Source organism: Luminiphilus syltensis NOR5-1B (assembly GCF_000158175.1).
GTDB lineage: Bacteria > Pseudomonadota > Gammaproteobacteria > Pseudomonadales > Halieaceae > Luminiphilus > Luminiphilus syltensis.
This window is the reverse complement of the sequence record NZ_DS999411.1, coordinates 1695989-1714408: the sequence shown is the minus strand read 5'-3', so window position 1 is coordinate 1714408 and position 18420 is coordinate 1695989. Positions and strand designations below refer to the sequence as shown.

The 18420-nt window shown below is 55.5% G+C and carries 13 protein-coding genes; 3 read left to right on the top strand and 10 right to left on the bottom strand.

Annotated elements, in window-relative coordinates; genetic code table 11:
- Positions 1-57: 57 nt before the first annotated feature.
- From NOR51B_RS07645 to NOR51B_RS07610, 8 genes are all read right to left on the bottom strand, one after another.
- Entirely contained in the window at positions 58-3099 is a 3042-nt protein-coding gene (locus NOR51B_RS07645) for an efflux RND transporter permease subunit (RefSeq protein WP_009019164.1), read from the bottom strand.
- A complete protein-coding gene (locus tag NOR51B_RS07640; protein WP_040481924.1) occupies positions 3100-4194 on the bottom strand; it encodes an efflux RND transporter periplasmic adaptor subunit in 1095 nt (364 codons plus the stop codon).
- A 330-nt stretch (positions 4195-4524) separates the two neighbouring features.
- Positions 4525-5667, bottom strand: coding sequence for a VOC family protein (locus tag NOR51B_RS07635; RefSeq protein WP_040481923.1), 1143 nt, complete (start codon positions 5665-5667; stop codon positions 4525-4527).
- Positions 5668-5753: 86 nt separating this feature from the next.
- Positions 5754-6389 (bottom strand): nuclear transport factor 2 family protein, encoded by a 636-nt coding sequence (locus tag NOR51B_RS07630; protein WP_195891484.1) that lies wholly within the window; start codon positions 6387-6389, stop codon positions 5754-5756.
- 72 nt (positions 6390-6461) lie between these two features.
- The gene (locus NOR51B_RS07625; protein ID WP_040481922.1) at positions 6462-8375 is read right to left on the bottom strand and encodes an outer membrane protein assembly factor BamB family protein; all 1914 of its coding nucleotides are present in this window, start codon (positions 8373-8375) and stop codon (positions 6462-6464) included.
- A gap of 101 nt (positions 8376-8476) precedes the next feature.
- Positions 8477-8977, bottom strand: coding sequence for a TonB-dependent receptor domain-containing protein (locus NOR51B_RS15780; RefSeq protein ID WP_040481921.1), 501 nt, complete (start codon positions 8975-8977; stop codon positions 8477-8479).
- Positions 8974-10830 (bottom strand): TonB-dependent receptor, encoded by a 1857-nt coding sequence (locus NOR51B_RS07615; RefSeq protein ID WP_009021537.1) that lies wholly within the window; start codon positions 10828-10830, stop codon positions 8974-8976. The genes NOR51B_RS15780 and NOR51B_RS07615 overlap by 4 nt, the downstream gene beginning before the upstream one ends.
- 266 nt (positions 10831-11096) lie before the next feature.
- Complete coding sequence (locus tag NOR51B_RS07610; protein WP_040481920.1) at positions 11097-11447, bottom strand: hypothetical protein; 351 nt, start codon at positions 11445-11447, stop codon at positions 11097-11099.
- A gap of 116 nt (positions 11448-11563) precedes the next feature.
- Between NOR51B_RS07610 and NOR51B_RS07605 the strand changes: the two genes are divergently transcribed.
- From NOR51B_RS07605 to NOR51B_RS07595, 3 genes are read left to right on the top strand one after another with little or no spacing between them, the layout of a single operon-like run.
- On the top strand, positions 11564-12073 hold the full coding sequence (locus NOR51B_RS07605) for an efflux RND transporter periplasmic adaptor subunit (protein WP_040481919.1): 510 nt from the start codon (positions 11564-11566) through the stop codon (positions 12071-12073).
- Between the two features lie 35 nt (positions 12074-12108).
- The gene (locus NOR51B_RS07600; RefSeq protein WP_009019897.1) at positions 12109-12627 is read left to right on the top strand and encodes an efflux RND transporter periplasmic adaptor subunit; all 519 of its coding nucleotides are present in this window, start codon (positions 12109-12111) and stop codon (positions 12625-12627) included.
- Complete coding sequence (locus NOR51B_RS07595) at positions 12620-15781, top strand: efflux RND transporter permease subunit (protein ID WP_009019343.1); 3162 nt, start codon at positions 12620-12622, stop codon at positions 15779-15781. The genes NOR51B_RS07600 and NOR51B_RS07595 overlap by 8 nt, the downstream gene beginning before the upstream one ends.
- A gap of 91 nt (positions 15782-15872) precedes the next feature.
- On the opposite strand, the gene NOR51B_RS07590 is transcribed toward NOR51B_RS07595, so the two are convergent.
- Both NOR51B_RS07590 and NOR51B_RS07585 read right to left on the bottom strand, forming a co-directional pair.
- Positions 15873-17507, bottom strand: a complete 1635-nt coding sequence (locus tag NOR51B_RS07590) for an alpha-D-glucose phosphate-specific phosphoglucomutase (protein WP_009021667.1) — start codon at positions 17505-17507, stop codon at positions 15873-15875.
- Positions 17508-17610: 103 nt separating this feature from the next.
- Complete coding sequence (locus NOR51B_RS07585) at positions 17611-18417, bottom strand: peptidase (RefSeq protein ID WP_230198426.1); 807 nt, start codon at positions 18415-18417, stop codon at positions 17611-17613.
- Positions 18418-18420 lie beyond the last annotated feature (3 nt).

The window sequence follows — 18420 nt, the reverse complement described above, 5'->3', positions numbered from 1 at the left end:
CAGAGCCCAAAAAGCGTTGGCGCAAAGACCAAGGGGGCAACGCGGTCAAGGGCAGGGCTACACGCTACCCGAACGATTTCTCCGTGCGAGCAGCGTATAAACCGTCGGCACAACGAAGAGCGTGAATAACGTACCCACAGACATACCAAAGAAGATCACAACGCCAATACTGAAGCGTGCCTCCGATCCAGACCCCGTCGCGAGCAACAAGGGAAGTACGCCAAACACCATCGCCGCGGTCGTCATGAGAATCGGGCGCAGGCGAACCGCGGCGGCCTCCTCGACCGCATCGGGGATAGACAGCTGCTTGCTTTCACGCAGCTTGTTCGCGAAATCGACGATAAGAATGCCGTGCTTACTGATCAACCCGATGAGCGTCAGCAGTCCCACCTGGGTATAAATATTGATAGTTCCGTAGCCCATCGCTAGCGGTACCAAACCGCCACAAATCGACAGGGGAACACTGATCAGAACAATCATGGGATCGGTAAAGCTTTCGAATTGCGCGGCAAGCACAAGATAGATGATGAGAAAGGAAAACATAAACGTGAACATCATTTTGTTGCCTTCCTCGATGAACTGCTTGGACTTACCCAAAAACGCGTAGTCAAAGCCCGAAGGCAGTGTCTTCGCTGCAAGGTCTTCGAAGATGGCGATGCCGTCGCCAATCGTAACGCCTGGGGCCATCAAGGCGCTGATGGTTGTAGAGTTGAGTTGTTGGTATTGGGTCAATGCATTGGGAACCACCTCTTCGCGTAAATTCACCACAGTCGACAAGGGCACTGTCATGTTGGACGCCGTGCTGACGTGATAATCCAGCATATCCCTGACGGCATCTCGCTGCTTTGATCCGACCTGAAGGATGATGTCGTAGCTGTCATTGTTGATCGTGAAGGTACCCGAATCGCTCTCGCTCAAAAACGCCGCCAGTACTTCTGTAATGGCCGCCATCGAGATGCCGAGTTGGGAGGCCTTATCACGGTCAATCTCCAGACGAACGCGGGGCATTTCATATTTGAGTGAACTGTCTGCATAGACAAAGGCACCGCTGGTCATGACGCCGCCCACCATCTGTTCGGCGATCTGATTCACCAGTTCATGGGAGCCGGTGCTGGAGAGTACAAATTTAATCGGGAGATCCGGTGCTGCCCCGGGGAAAGACGAAAATGGAAATGCACTGAAGCGCATACCCGGGATCTGGCTGGTTCCCATCATCACCGCCTGTAGGACTTCCTGGATACCCCGCTCGCGTTCCTCTGAATTACTCAGCATTACAAACGACACCAATGTATTCGGGCTTTGAAAGCCGGCGAAAACGAAACTGCTGTCATACTCGGGTAGCTGCTCCAGCTGCGCCTCGAGCTTGGGCAAGTTTTGCATGGTTTCGTCAATCGTACTGTTCGGTGGCCCTGATCCCACTGAAATCAAGACATTCTGATCCTCCGTGGGAGCAAGCTCCTCAGGGATGGCGGTGTAAAGAAAATATAAAGCCACGAAGACAAGACCGACAAAGACCAGTATCGATGCTTTGGCATTGAGCGTTACTTTCAACACGCTGCGATAGCGCTGCTGCAGCCAGTCAAAGTTTTTATCGAGCCAGGCAGCGAGACCGCGTTCTGAGGAGCCGGCTACAAGAATTTTGGAGCACATCATCGGTGACAAGGTCAGCGCGACAATCCCCGAGATAACCACCGCCCCCGCCAGCGCAAACGCGAACTCCGAAAAAAGCGCGCCACTCAATCCTCCAATGAGACCAATCGGTGCGTATACCGCCGCAAGGGTCAAGGTCATCGCAACCACAGGGAATGCGATCTCCCGCGCACCCTCTATTGCCGCCTCCATTGGCTCCTGCCCCTGTTCGATATGGCGCTGGATATTCTCGACCACGACGATGGCGTCATCGACCACGAGGCCAATCGCAAGCACCATCGCCAGCAGCGTGAGTAGATTCAGGGTAAACCCGAGCGCGAAAATGCCGATGCACACACCGATCAAAGACAGCGGTATGGTGACCAGTGGAATCGATACCGCGCGCGGTGATCCGAGAAACAGGAACACCACCACGATCACAATCAAGCTCGCTTCGATAATGGTCTTGATCACTTCATTGATTGAGCTGCGAATCGACTTGGTCGGATCAAATGTAATTTTGACCGACATCCCCTCCGGCAGTTGCTCCTCAATCGACTCGAGCTGCTCGTAAGCACGATCAACCACATCGAGCGGATTGGCACCCAGACTCGCTCCGATACGCACCAGCACCGCAGGCTTGCCCCCCTCCATCATCAGGGAGTCGCTCTGTGCCGGGCCCATCTCTACCGTTGCGACATCCTTCAGCCGGACAATACCGTTATTATCGGTTTTGACGATTAACGACTGGAATTCTTCTACGGTCTCAAGATTAGTCTCTGGTGTGACATTGAATTGGCGGAAGGCGCCCTTAATGCGACCCGCGATCCCCGGGAAGTTATTCTCGCGGATGGCGCGACTGACCTGACCGGCCGTGATATCGAAAGCCGCCATACGATCGGCGTCAAGCCAGATACGCATAGTAAATTCACGATTCCCCGCAAGGGTCGCAGAACTGACTCCGGGCAAGGTACTGAACTGGGGAATGACCACACGCCTGACGTATTCGGTGATTTCTGACTCGGTCAGGCTATCGCCATTGAAAGCCATATAAAGCACGCTATCGAGAAAAGCCGATCCTTTTTCGACAACCGGGTCCTCGGTTCCCAGCGGAAGCTCTGCCCGCATCCTGTCCACTTTGGAGCTGATCTCAAGTAGTGCAGAATCAATACTGTGGTCCGGATAAAGATGCGCAGTAATCGTGGAGATACTGTCATTACTGGTTGATTCGAGGTAATCAATTCCCTCTGCCTTCGCGATTTCAGCCAGCAGTGGTGCCGTAACATTACCCTGAATCACGTCGCCACTGGCACCGGGGTATACCGTGGTGATCGCTACGGTCGGATACTTGATTTCGGGATACTCACGCAGCGTGAGTTCCTGAAAACTCCGGAGCCCGATGATCACCAGCGCCATACTCACGACAATGGAGAGTACCGGGCGGCGTATAAACAGGTCAGTGAAGTTCATTTATTGTTCCGGCGCATCATTGACAATGACTGCTGCCCCGGAGCGCAGTTTGATCTGCCCCTCGACCACAATTTGCTCGCCCACTTCGAGTCCCTCTAGTACCGCGACGTAGTCATTGCGCTCTGCTTCAGACAGTTTGACATAGCGTCGTTCGACGACGAGGCCGCCAGATTCGGGATCTTCGTTCACGACAAACACCGAATTACCGTAAAGGCTGTAACTAATCGCCGTTTGCGGTACGACCGTGGTCTCCTCTGGTTCGCCGGCAATCACCGTGACGTTGGCAAACATGTCAGGCAATAGTTTCGCGTGCGTGCCCTCGACGGTCGCCCGTACCCGAACCGTATGGGTTTGCTGGCTACTCTTGGCATCCAATCCGGTGATGCTGGCAGTGATCGATCCATTGGGGAATGCATCCACCTCACAAAGTACCTTTTGTCCCACCTCCAGTAACGGAAAGAAACGCTCAGGCAATGTGAAGTCAACGTACAGCGTCTCCAGCGCCTGAAGAGTAACCAGCGGTTCACCGGGGTCGATGTACTGGCCGATACTGACCTCGCGAATACCGACTCGTCCGGAGAATGGCGCACGGACCTGCTTTTGCTCAATGAGTGCCCGAGTTCGCTCAACCCGTGCTACGGCATCTTCGTACTCTGCCTCGCTCTGGTCATATCGTGTTTTGGAAATCGAATTCTTTTCCAGCAACTGCTTCTCGCGCTCGAAACTGATCTTCGCCAGACGGAGCTGCGCCTCCTGACTACGTAGATTGGCTTGCTCAACGCTGTCGTTAAGTCGCAGTAGAACTACCCCTTCCGTCACATCCTCGCCAGCTGCGAACAGGATCTCATCGACGATCCCACCAGATTCGGCACTGACGTTAACCCCCTGAACGGCGGTGAAACGTCCTACCGACTCAAGTTCCATCGCCCACTGTTCCCGACCCACGTTCGTCGTTGAGACCAATACCGGCGGCGGGACGTAGCCACCGGCCATGGGTGCGGAGCCACCCAAAAGCCCCTTCACCGGCCCGATACCAAAGAAGGCGCCCACGGTCACCAGCGCGATCACAACGGCAACTGCTATCCACTTCATCATTCGTCTACCCTACGGATCATCTGGATTCTCGGCGGCATCAAGCAAGACCTCATCATGTGTGATATCAAGCGGGCGTTAAAACCCTATCGCTGTCGTATTTGGCATCTAACGGTGCCGATAACACGCCGGCCCATACGCTTAAGCACTTAAGCTCGCCCGCTCCAATGGCTAAGGCAATTGCCAGGGCAGGAGCAGCCTTGTGCGGGGACCCTACAGCCGACGCCGCTGGCAACCTCGCCCGATCCCGAAATAGGCCAGCTGTAAAAAAAAGCCCCAGGATGATCTGAGGCTTTTCTTATTGCTCAACAGAAGTGCGCAGCCTTTCGTGGTTTAGGAGGCGGGCATCTTGATCTCAAGCGGTGGACAGTGCGCGGGCTGCGGCTCTGACTTGCGCTTATCAATCGTGCCAATCAATTCCAGGAATACGCCATCCGGATCGATCAGGTGGACTATCCCAAATTCATCTTCACCGGTGCCTGAGCAACAAGGCGCAACCTCGGAGAGAAACTCCAGGCCCTCGTCTTTCAATATCTTCACAGCGCGATCGAGATGCGCTACGGGCAAGGCAATTCGATCGATACCAATGCGGTTGATCGGCGGCGGATAAGCGGGCTCAGGATTAAAGGGCTCAATCCACTGCACCAGTCGAATCACGTTATTGTCGCCACGACCCAATGAAATATCGGCACCCTTGATCTTAAATGGCTGGTCAAGCCCATAGGCCCGAGCTTCCTCAAGCGTGCCCGTTTCGGGCAGTGGCTTTACGTTGGTGTAACCGAGGCGCTTGTAATAGGCGAGCGATGTATCAAAGTCGCTGACGTTTATACCGAGGTGTGGCATCGCAACAATGTGCATGTCTTCTTCAGGATCACCATGGGGTGGCGCGGTCTCCATCAGCTTATAAAGAATCCCTTCAGGATCACGGAAAAAGGCGAAGCGATCGCCGGGAATGCCGTAAGGCTCATCAGAGAGAAACTCAACACCTTCAGACTTCAGGTACGCCATATCGGCGGCCAGGTCTGTCGTCAGAAATGCGGCGTAAGCCATACCAATATGATTCGGCAGTTCATAGGGTGGCGCATCATCAAACGGAATTTTCCACTGCAACAGATCGATAGCGGCAGAGCTATTGAGGCTGTCGTCCAGCATCAGCACCTCACCCTTGACCAACTCGTACTGGCAGACGTCCATACCCAATGCCTGTGCCATCTGATGGGTATTGGTCAGCGGGAATCCCCCCTGACTGGTGCCGTAACCCAGCTTTCGATAGAACTCGCGGGCCGCGTCAAAATCGGTGGTGCCGGTGGCAAAGTGAAAACGCCCCAGCAGACCAATATCATCCTCAGGAAGCATCTGCACCATGGCACTGAAGTCCGGAAGTGTCATTTCTTCAGGCTCGGGTGCCTCTTCGTGATTATCGGCGAAGGCGTTCACGGATAACGCGAGCGCCAGAGGGTAGAGGATTTTTTTCATGGTTGATTTTCCTTCCAAATTTTTTAACGGTATGTCCACTCTTGGTAGATCCGTCCCGCACCCGGGGGGCGCGGGATAGCACGAGTTCAGCAACCCTTTCCGTTCTCGATAATCGTATCGAATGCGATCTGTGCAAGATCCAGGCTGGTCACCTTCCACACTCCGTCCATCTTTTTGACCTTCATGGAGTAAGTGCCGTTCGCCTGCTGACGACAACGCATGGGTGAGCCCGGCTCACCGTGAATCACATGCACTGACGCCAGATAAGCATTGAGTTGGCCTTTTTCGGCATCCGCCTCAATCTGGACATTGGTCATATTGTGCTGAACAAAGTCGTAACCATCACCACCGCCGGCACCGCTGAACGAGCCATTCACCATTCCTGCAAACGCCTCGCGACCCTCAATCACAATCGCCGGCGGCATGTCACCGGTTCGGTCGGGGAAGCTCAATGAATTAAAAGGCATACCCGCAGGCCATATGCCGAAGGTCGCATCCTCAGCAAAACACTCTTCATAGATCGCAAGCCCTGCCGCCAACGGATCCGATTCTACCTTACCGTTACCGATCGCATCGGCGCCCAGTGCATAGCAATACGCGAGATTTTCAATCTCCAACAGGTCTTTTGCCGTCGCCTCATGACCATCAGCAGACACCATGGACGTCATGCCGATAGTTGCCGCAAGGCTTAAACACGCGGAAGCCAGAATCTTCTTACCCATCATTTTTCTCCTCATTATTAAAAAAGGGCAACGCCGAAGCGAAGCGACCCAAGCCGGCCCGGCTGGGAGGTACTAATCAGAATCCGGCGTGTCGCGCAGCCCCATCACCACCAGTGCATTTCCCGGAATATGGAAGTTGTAGCCGTAGCCTGCGTTGATATAGAGCTGGTTATTCGCAACCAGCACCCCACCACCGCTAAAAGCACCGCCCGTGGCGGTTTCACCGGACACCGACTCGTACTCACCGAGCATGTTTCGCTCCCAAATCACCTCCCCGGAGTCCTTGGCGTGGATGCGCACGCGGCCATCCATATAGCCCACAATCACAGCGCCGGGTATAGCGGTAATCGCCTGGGATACGCCGGGATCACAAAAAGGCAGATCACCGCAGACATCATCGGGGGCCGGTGAAGACCACAGGTACTCACCATTGGCCGCATTAAGGGCAAAGACGCCGGGGTTGGGATCCATCTTGGAATACTCGTAGCGATGATCGTCAGGGAACGGCTTATCGTTAATCGGCACATACAACGTTCCGCCATCCGCCGCCATACCAAAGTGAACGCCACCCTGGGTGCCACCGCGGCCAACACGGGTCTTCCACAAGGTTTCACCCGTATCAGGGTCGACACCGACAGCGTCACCGGATTTCTGACCACCGACGACCACCTGCTTGCCCGACTCCAGCGTAACCAGCGCGGTTCCTGCACCGAAATCAAAATCAGGGCCGTCCTCCTCGGGACAGTTGACGTTAGGAATAGCCCCGCCACCGAAACTGCGGTAACAGGCAACATTCCACGCATCATGGGCCAACTGCTGGCTCACCCAACGCTTCTCGCCGGTTTTCATATCAAACGCCATTATGGCATCCGAATTGCCGTCCGCCGGAGACGTGTAGCTCTGGCCAGTACCGACGTAGACCAGACCACGCGTGGCATCGACTGTAGGGCTGTTCCATACCGGAGCGCCGGAGGGCGCCAGGATATCGACGCCAATAGCGTTTTTTCCCACTGGGGCCGGCGTCTCATCTACCGTGTACGACTTCCAAACCTCCTCACCCGTTTTTGCATCCACGGCAAGCACAGCACCCCGGAAAGAGCAGCACTTATAGGTTGGATTAGCCGCCGATACTACCTCGAGGGACGAGACTGGTATAAACAATGTTCCATCGTGCAGCGTCGGCGTTCCGGTAGACGTTGCATCGCGGTGGCCATCACCCTTGATCTTCCAGACCAGCTCGCCGGTCTTCGCCCGAAGCGCATAGGTATTGGCGATGGTGTCACCGAAGTAAATCATGGGGTCAACGTCGTCATCATCGGCGGACCACTGAGTGATCACCACACCGGTGCGAACCTCCGCCGTGGCGCTGAATTTCCAACGCATGCAACCGGTCTCCGCATCGAGCGCCCAAACCGTTCCATCCTGGCTACCGACGTAGACTGCACCACCACCAAACACAGGCTCGGAGCGGGCCTGCATGGCGCCCGGATAGGCAAATACCCACTTGACCTCGAGCTCATCGACGTTATCCGCGGTAAGCCCACCAGCGGCGGCGGTCTGGAAACGGGTGTTGTGTAAATCCACACCCCAGCCCACAGAGACGGGAGGCTGACTGGCATCAAATTGGTGCTCCGCATCGCAAACCGGAGGTACAATCATCTCCGGCTCATCAGCCAGGGATTTACCCGTCAAATACTCGGCGACGGCGAGTCGCTGATCCGCATCCAACGCGGACGCCTGACTCTGCATCACGCCTTCACCCATCACCCGCACCAGGCTACTGGTGGTCAACTGCGATATAAAGAAACGACTGGGTGCTTTGTAAAACGGCTTGTCGTGGCAGGCCGCGCAATTTTCATTGTAGAGCGCTTCGCCCGGATGGGGTTCAGCGGCTGCCGCCTCGCCCTGATCGGCGCTAACGGGTAGTACTGTTGACAGTGCCATCAGTAAGGACGCCGAAATCAGCTTAGAAAACTTATCTTGCATGCGTGTCTCCGAACTGTTCGAGGTATTGCCTTGAGCAAAACCGAACAGTCAAAAAAAGAAAAGGGCACCTCGATCAAGAGATCGAGGTGCCTGTCAGACGACTAGTACTGCCAGCCAAATTCAACGCCTATCGAGCGCGGTGGGCTGTAGAAGTAATCCTGTCTCAGGTGCGAGATATTGGTCAGATTCGCTTCGTTAGTCAGATTTCGAACCCAGAGTGCCGCGTTCCATGACGTCTCGGAGGTGCTATTGAGGACGACTCGGGCATTGGCCATATGGTAAGCCGGGATCAGACGATTGTCGTCGTTGGCACCATTGGCGTACTGCTCACCTACCCAGGACACATCGCCATGAAGCGTCATATCCATGCCATCGGTCAGACCGAAGGTGTAATCCAGCCCCGTGTTGATGCTGTACTCAGGCGCAAACACCAGCTGGTTACCCGCCAATGCACCTTCCTGAACTTCAGTGTCCTTGACGTCACCACCGAAGCGCCAGAATAGCCCTTCCGTCAGCGACATGCTGAATTCAAATTCAGCACCGATGACTTCGGCATCGCCCAGGTTTTTGTTGTAGCTGTCGTTGGGGAACTGCCTGATCAAGCGGGGATCCTGAAACTCTGAATCAAATCCGTCCATTCGATGTAATACGCCGCTGTTCGGAGTTCTGCGCGACCATCAAATAGCGTGGTCTTCAGACCCAGCTCATAGTTCTTGAGCGTGTCGCCGTCGAACGCTCGTTCGCTGCGTGTGACATCGAGTCGACCGTTAAGATCGGCCAGGTCCGCGGCTCTTTCTTCTTCGCTGATGCCTTCCTGAGCCTGTTTATTGGCGATGTCGTTAATCAGGTCCTGCTCTGCCGTTGCACCGAACAGACGGTTGGTATTTCCCTGCCGGAAGCCCTCTGCATACGTCGCATAGAGCAACAGGTCATCATTCGGTCGCCAGGACAGTTCCACCTTTGGCGTAAAGGGATTGTCTTCGGCCCCCAATTCAGGCTGGTTGCCCAATTCCTGTTGCAGATCGGCATAGCGCCCACCGACAGTCAAGGTCCACTGGGGATTGAAGTCGTAACTGACTTCACCGTAGACCGCCCACTGCTTCATGTTGTCGAGGCCGTTTAGCGCATCGGGATCCTCCGGCGTCAGGATGTCTACCGCTATGGGCTCAACGAACTCCTTACCCGGAAGTCCCGACACCTCGAGATCGAAATCGTAGAGATCATCAGAATCCTTGTAGAAGACACCCGCCGTCCAACGCAGCGAGCCCTCATCATTCGATACCAGACGCAGCTCGTGAACCTGCTGCTCGGAGATCAGCCGGTTGCGGTTGGTTATCGAATTGAGGTTGGGATCTATAAACGGATTATTCCCCGGCCAGCCAGCGTCCTGTTCGTTCAGGAACCAAACGAAGTCGATCAATGTCGTCAAAAACCCGTTGTACTCATGGAAAAATAGCATCTCACGCTCGCTGTAGGCGGTCGATGCCGTCAATGTCGCGAAGCCAAGATCAACATTTGCAACCAGGTTGTATAGCTCGAAATCATCGGTGGATTTTGGCGGACGACCGGGGGTTCGCCCGCTGGTTTGGACATACGGGGTTCCGAAATCTGATCGACTCGCACCGTTGACCGTTTGCTTGGTGTCGTAATACGACCCCTCCAGGGCGAAGCGGTCTGACGCCTGCCAGTTAAAGGAGAGCCGGCCGCCGCGGCTTTCGCTGTCGTTGAAATCTTCCTCTTCCGGCGAGACATTATCGATCCAGCCCGGGCGAGACGTGTCAAAACCCATCGCCCGAATCGCGAAGTTCTCAGTGATCGGGAAGTTCACCATACCGTCGATGCGGTGCCCGTAGTCATCAGACTCGTCAATCATCTGACCACCCACGGTTAACGAGGCATCAAAAGCAGTCGGATCGGCTTTGTTGAACAGGTAACGAATCGTGCCGCCCTGGGACCCCTCACCAAACAACGTACCCTGGGGACCTTTCAGAACCTCGACCCGCTGCACGTCAAAAATCGTGCTGCTCATCTGAACCGCGGGGCCCACGGCCGAAGACACCGGCACGTTATCGAGGTAGACACCAATCGCGGAAGCCGTAATCGAAAGCTGGGATTCACCGGTCTGCGAGCTGATACCGCGGACCACAAAGCGGTTGTTACCGCCCGCTTCCGTAGCCATGTTCAGACCGGGAACCAATTGGAACAAGTCGGCCATATCCTCGGCGCCCTGATTTCTCATGAAGTCCTCGGTCAGCGCGGAAATCGCGCCGGCCGTGTCCATCAGGCTGGTGTCACGGTAGGTCGCACTAACAACCACTTCTTCAAGCCTCAATCCATTGGACTTGTCGTTTTCGAGCACTTCGGTGTCTTGCTCCTGACCAAAGGCCAATCCGGCTGACAATGTCAACAGGGCACTCGTCGTCGCAGTTGCTAACAGCTTCTTCGATAGGTTCATTTGCAGGTCCTTTTTTTTACGTTTTATTGATTATTGATTTGGTCGTCATCTTGATGCACCGCTCGCTTCATAGCAGGAAACCAGAAAAACTCGCGATACGCTCGATGGACTGTTGTCCAAGTTTGCAATCTATTCAACGGTATTATTTCGGATAATCAGCGAAAAATGCTTCGTCACACCAACATCGATGCATCGGATAAGATTATCCCAGTCAGATAGTCCCAGGCGGTCAACCGCTTAAAAAAAACGGCTGGCAAAATCTGATGCTACTTCTTCGCGCTGTTTTCAAAATCAAGCTCCTCTTGCACATCGATATTTTTCTTCGGGAAAAACGATCGCAGTGACGAACTGTCTGAAAAACGAGTTTTATTGTTATTGGAATGATTCCACTTCAATGACTTGTTTGTGTCAAGCAATAAAATTTTAATCTTATTCAAAAGTCCATCGTTTTTAGCTATAAGCGTGCTGTAAGGAATGAATAAAGGCTGAATGGGGCCCGACTGGCCCAACGTTTTGCGGAGTAAAATTAAGCCCGAACCGGTCCACACAACGTTGCCGAATATAGAGTCGGTCTTGCAACGAGTCAGCTTATTGGTATGCCCCTGGCGTGCCATCATAGAGGCACGATCAACCCTACTGAAACCCTGTTATCCTTGGCGGTCTCCACAGGTCTGTATTTATCGTCCGCTCCGCCGTTTTCGTAAACCTGAGCCTCACCGGGATGCCAGTAGTGATGAAAAAATTTCTCCGGGTGATTAAACCGATTGCGATTGTCGTTGTAGCGGTTTTTATTGCCATCCTGATGGTCAAGAGCCGACCACAACTCGAAGCGCGAAGTGTGGAAACACCTCCCCCATTGGTGAAAGTCCAGTCCATCTCGCTCTCCACTGTCGAGGTAACGGTCACTGCCCACGGCAATGTCACGGCAAAACATCGCGTTGAGCTTTCCGCGCGAGTCACCGGTACGATTCTGTGGCGCTCACCGGCATTCGAAACGGGAGCCATGGTGAGCGCAGGCGCACCATTATTGAAACTGGACCCCACTGACTACCAACTGGCGCTGGCGGAGGGGCGTCAGGCACTGGCGAGCGCCAAACTTTCCCTGGCTGATGCCAGGGCCCTTCGACAAACCGCGCGAATCGAGGAGGCTTCCGCTGCGGTCGACGCTGCGGAGGCGCGAATCGATCGCGCCGAGCGCGATCTGGCCAATACGGAAATCAAGCGCCGTTCGACGCCGTCGTAGACACCCGCTCCGTCGAGACCGGCGAATTCGTCACCGTGGGGTCAACGATAGGAACGCTGCTCGGCACCTCAATTGCCGAGGTGCGCCTGCCAATAGCCCCTCAGGATATTGGCTTCATTAACAGTGAGCGCGGGCAAAGCGTCCTGCTCACTGATGAGTCGAGGGCCGATGGCTCCGTCTGGACGGGGACGCTGGCGCGTATCGAAGCGCGTATTGATGACCAGACCCGGGTTTATCCCGCGATCGTCGAAGTACCGACCCCGCTGGAACCAAAGTCAGGGGACTACCCACTGCGATTTGGTATGTTTGTCCGCGCGGAGATCCTGGGCAGCGAGGTCGCCGAGGCGGTGCTTATACCCACGGCCGCTCTGCACGGTGATAACGATGTATTTCTTTTTGAAGACGGCCAATTGGTGCGCCATCCGGTCACCGTGGCGCGCATCAATCGACAGGGCGCCCTGGTGACTTCGGGCCTCGTCAATGGTGATCGCGTCGTCGTCACGCGGCTGGACCTGATGTTTGACGGGCTGGCAGTAGCGATTGCCAATGAATAACGACAATGGCGTAAAACGAACGGGCCCCGTAGCCTGGATGGCCGCCAACCCGGTAGCCGCCAACCTGCTCCTGGTGATCGTTGCCGTGACAGGCCTGTTCGCGATCCAGACCCTGGACAAAGAGGTCTTTCCAACGTTCCCAACCGAGACTTTTACGGTAACAGTGCCCTACCCCGGCAGCTCACCCGAGGAGGTTGAGCGCGGTATTATTCTGCGTATTGAGGAAGCCGTGCGTGACATCATCGGCATCAAGGAAATACGCAGTGAGGCCCGGGAAAGCGTCGGTATCGTCACCGTTCTCATGGAACCGGGCAGCGATATGGCCAAGGCCGTCAACCTCGCCAAGGTTCGGGTAGATGGTATTTCATCTTTCCCCCGGGATGCCGAGGAGCCCATTGTTGAGGAGGTGGAATCCACCAGTCGCGCGATGCGGGTCAGTCTTGCCGGCGATATCGACCCGACAAAACTGAAAGAACTCGGTGAACAGGTGCGCGAGGAAATTCTCGCGCTGGGTGATATATCCGAAATCGATGTATCGGGTGAGCGGGACTACGAGATCTCCATTGAGCTCTCGGACGAGAAACTGCGCCGCTATAACCTGACCTTCGATGACGTGGTCAGGATCATCCAACAGCAATCCCAGGACTTGCCCGGAGGCCAGCTTCGCACCGATGGCGGTTCCATATCGCTGCGATCAAGCTCCCAGGCCTACGTCGGGCGCGACTTTTCACAAATGACCCTGATCAGCCGCACCGATGGCACCAGTCTCCGACTGGGAGATATTGCCGATATCCGCGATGGCTTCACCGACCAGCCGGTGCTGTCGCTGATCAATGGCGAGCCGGGCCTCACCTTTGTTATCGATCGCGTGGGCGACCAGAACGTACTCGATATCACCCGACGGCTGCGCGAATACGTCGCCGAGAAACAGTTACAGCTACCACAGGGTGTGAATATAGAAGCGTGGGGTGACGCTAGTCGAGTATTGCGCGGCCGGATTAACCTGATGTTACGCAATGCGGCACAGGGCGCCGTTCTGGTGATTATTGCGCTGGCCCTGTTCCTCGATCTTGCCCTCGCTTTCTGGGTGGTCATCGGACTGCCTTTCGCCGTTCTCGGCTGTCTTGCCACCATTCAGTTATTGGGACTGCCTGTCTCCATCAATGTGCTGTCGGTGTTCGGATTTATACTTGTACTGGGTTTGTTGGTCGACGATGCCATCGTCACTGCCGAAAGTGTGTATTCGAGTATTGAGCGCGGTGGATCCGGTCTGGACAGTGTCATCGGTGGAGTTCACCGGGTCGCGACCGCCACCATTTTTGGTGCACTGACAACCGCGGTAGCCTTTGGACCCAGTCTGTTTCTCACCGAGGGCTTTGCGCGGATCCTCTCGCAACTGGGCTGGGTGGTCATTCTTTGTGTGTTGTTTTCGCTGGTTGAAACCAAACTGGTACTGCCCGCACACCTGCGTCATATCAAGCTCCACAAGGAACAAAAAAATCCAGGGCGCATCAAGCAGTGGCAGAATGGTATTGCACAAACCATGATTGCCGTCGCTCAGGGCCCCTACCGTCGTTTACTTTCCCTGGCCGTAGGTAATCGCTACACCACGGTGGCACTGTTTCTTGCGGGTCTGATCATCTGCCTGTCGCTGATTCCATCAGGCATTTTACGGGTTACCTTTTTCCCATCAGTACCGTCAGATTTTATTTCGATCTCCCTCGAAATGCCGCAGGGCACCCCTTGGCAGAAAACTCATCGATACGCGCGGGAGATCAGCGATGCCGCCGGTGTCATGAATGAACGCTTTCGCGATCAGGATCCGGAGGGTCGGGATGTCATCAAAACGCTTGCCGTCCTCTCCGAATCCGATACGTCGGCCTCGATCGAGATCGAGCTGATCGTTAGCGAGGAACGGGATATCGACTCGGGCGAGCTGGGACAGTGGCTGCGCGATGCGCTCGGACGTCTTGAGGGTGTGCGGTCTTTTCAGTTGAACGCGGCGGCGGGCCCAGGGGGGACGCCCATTGACATCCAGCTTTCCGGGCGAGATCTCGAACAACTTCGCCAGGCCGCCAGCGAACTGAAGCTGCAACTCGCACAAATCACAGGTGTCCGCGACATCCGCGACAGCTTTAACGCCGGTGGTCGCGAGCTGGATATCAAGGTCACCAACGAAGGTGAGGCTCTTGGCCTGAGCGATGTCGAACTCGCGCGACAGGTACGTCAGGCTTTCTTTGGCGCCGAAGTGCAGCGCGTGCAGCGCGGTCGCGACGAAGTGCGCGTCTACGTGCGCCTTCCTGAAGAGGATCGCAGTCAGGTTGAAACCCTGAACTCCCTGTGGATTAACCTTCCCGATGGACGCCGGGTACCGTTTTCGGTCGTGGGCAACGCGCGCGAGCAGTCGGGGCTCAGTGTCATTAATCGGATCGACCTGTCCCGCGTGGTTAACGTGCGTGCCGATATCGATAAAACACTGACCGCGTCCAGCGAGGTCATGCGCCTTGTCGAAAGCTCGCTGCTGCCGGAGATTCTGAGTCGGCACCCCTCGGTTCGCTACGAAGTTGCCGGCGAGGTCGAAGAACAGCGGGACACCTCCAAAGGCCTGCTTTACGGCGGCATTCTGGTGTTGTTATTGATCTATGCGGCGCTGGCGATTCCACTCAAAAGTTATATCGAGCCCTTGCTGATCATGTCGGTGATTCCTTTCGGTGTCACCGGTGCTTTCCTTGGACATCTGATTCTGGGGATGGACGTAAGCATTCTGTCAGCCATCGGGATCATTGGCTTGGTTGGTGTAGTCGTCAATGACAGCCTTGTCATGGTGGATTTCATTAACCATTACATCGATGAGGGCCATGACTGGAAGTCGGCGGTGCTGGAAGCGGGTCCAACACGTTTCCGCGCAGTGATCCTCACTTCGCTGACCACCTTCATCGGTCTGCTGCCGATACAGCTTGAGACCTCGATTCAGGCGCAGTTCGTCAAGCCCATGGCAACATCGGTCGCGTTTGGAATTTTCTTCTCTACAGCCGTCACCCTGTTCCTGGTCCCCACCCTGTATTACGTCGCGCAGGATATTCGCAAAGCCTTCGTCTTTGCCCGGCGCCACTCGGACGATCCGCGTCCTGGCAGCGATGCTTCGGGCCAGTAGCTCCTCTGTTTTGAAGTCGGTGAGGCAGACGACTGTCCTTTGAACTGCTCGCGTAATCCGGTGCCGTGCCGGCGGAGCCGCCATAGTCTACCTAGGTAATCAGACTGGGTGTATCCAGTCCGGTGGTATTCTCGATGGATAATAGATCTTCCGCCGCATTGATCAATGGCGCGAGAACCTGTTGCGGATCGGCATTCAACCGACCTGAGCCGTCAACGTGGCGGTCAAAATAAAGGCGAAGGGTGGCACCCTGCGTGCCAGTACCCGATAGGCGAACCACCAGACGACCTCCATCATTGAAAAAAATCCGCACCCCCTGACCCTGAGACAACGAATCGTCGACGGGATCCCGATACGCGAATTCGTCCGCATCGATGATTTGCAAACCATTGATGTCCTTGCCCCTCAGGTTGGGTAACACATCAATCAAGCCTTTTATCATGGTGCCGGCAGCATCACTATCAATGCCTTCGTAATCGTGTCGGGTGAAATAATCCCGGCCATACTGCGCCCAGTGGTCCCGCACAATCGCCGCCAATGATTGCTCTCGCGCCGCAATCAAATTGAGCCAGAACAACACCGCCCAGATTCCGTCCTTCTCACGAACGTGATCCGACCCGGTACCAAAGCTCTCCTCGCCACAGAGAGTAATTCGACCGGCATCGAGTAAATTGCCAAAGAACTTCCAACCCGTGGGTGTTTCGAAAACCGGGACACCAAGATGATCGGCGACGCGATCAACCGCTCTACTCGTCGGCATAGAGCGCGCTACCCCGGCAATGCCATCTGCATAGGCAGGGACCAGCGTTGCATTGGCGGCGAGCACGGCAAGACTGTCGCAGGGGTTCAGATAAAAATTCTCGCCCAGCACCATGTTTCGATCGCCATCACCATCAGAGGCTGCGCCAAACTGCAGCGCATCGTCCCCTGAGCACAGGGCCACCAGACCTGCAGCGTGGACTTGATTGGGGTCGGGGTGACCGCCGCCAAAATCGGGAAGTGGTATGGCATTGATGACCGTACCCCCGGCTGCTCCCAGCCGTCGCTCGAAAATCTCGATGGCATAGGGACCGGTAACCGCATGCATGGCGTCAAAGCGCATCCTGAAACCTGGCGCGCTCAGCAATGCCGCAATAGCCTCGAAATTGAACAGTGAGGCCATAAGGTCTGCGTAAGCCGCGACCGGATCGATGACCTCGACGCGGGTCTCACCCACCTGAACAGTCGCCAGTTCATCAATCGACATCGCCGGCATATCAACTCGCCAGTAGTGATCGATAGTTAGCGATGCACTGTGGATCGCGGCAGTCATCTGCTCGGTTGCAGGCCCGCCATTGGCGGCATTGAACTTGATACCAAAATCACCGTCAGGGCCACCCGGGTTGTGGCTCGCCGACAAAATGATGCCACCACAGGCGCCATACTCTCGAATAAGATGCGACGCTGCAGGGGTAGATAGAATGCCATGGCGCCCGACAAGCACCCGAGCAAATCGATTACCCGCCGCAAGGCTGACGATCCGCTGAATGGCCTGGTCGTTTAAATAGCGACCGTCACCGCCAACGATCAGGGTTTGGCCTTCGCATTGCCCGAGAGTAGAAAAGACGCTCTGGACAAAATTTTCGAGGTAATGAGGCTGCTGAAAAACAGATACCGCCTTTCTAAGCCCCGAGGTGCCGGGCTTTTGATCGCTAAATGCTGCTGTTTCCACGCGTTGTAGGGTCATGGCATCTCCAGAAATTCGGTCATCGCCGATCGGCCACGCGTGGCGATATCGAGGCAGCTCTGCGCAGACTCTTGTTCCCTTTGAAGCGGGGCTGCTGAATTGACTACTCGCTAGTGGACACCTTGCGAGTAATAAAGGCGGAACTGCCAAAGGCGCAGCTTGGAGCCGCCTCGGAATCCGATATCTTGTAGTCGGGCAGGCTCTCAATAGCTCGCTTCAACTCCTCGCTCCAGACATCCGCGATGCTTCGCGCCACCGGGTCGTCCGCTTCAACACGGCCAACATGGCCGCAGTTCAGGCTGCCCGCGCGGTAGAAATGGTAATCGAAAGGCGCACCGACGGTCAGGTTTGCCTTGACCGTGGAATCAAAACTGACCAGCAGCAGTTTCATCGCTTCATCAAAAGACAGCGCGGGATCGTAGGCCCTCACCAGAATCGGGCGGCCGTACTTCATCTCGCCAATCTGGAAAAACGGGGTATCGGTGCCGGCCTCGATAAAGTTACCTTCAGGATAAATGAGAAACAGGCGAGGCGGCCCACCCAAAATCTGCCCACCGAGAATAAACGTCGCCGAAAAGGCGCTGTCGGCGGACTGACCAGAACCTTTGTGTTGCTCAATAACAGAGACCAGGGTATCCCCGACCAGACGCGCCGCCTGAAACATGGAAGGCACGTTGAGCAGACTGGGCTCGCGCTCAGCTGTGGGGCGGGTGCGATCATCGAGCAGGCTCAGCACGGCTTGAGTGGTCGCGAGGTTACCCGCCGCCACGAGGGTGATTACCCGCTCTCCGGGAGCCTCCCAGATGTGCATTTTTCGATAGGCGGATATGTTGTCGAACCCGGCATTGGTGCGGGTATCGGACATAAATACCAGGCCCTGATCAAGCTGCATTCCAACGCAATAAGTCATCGC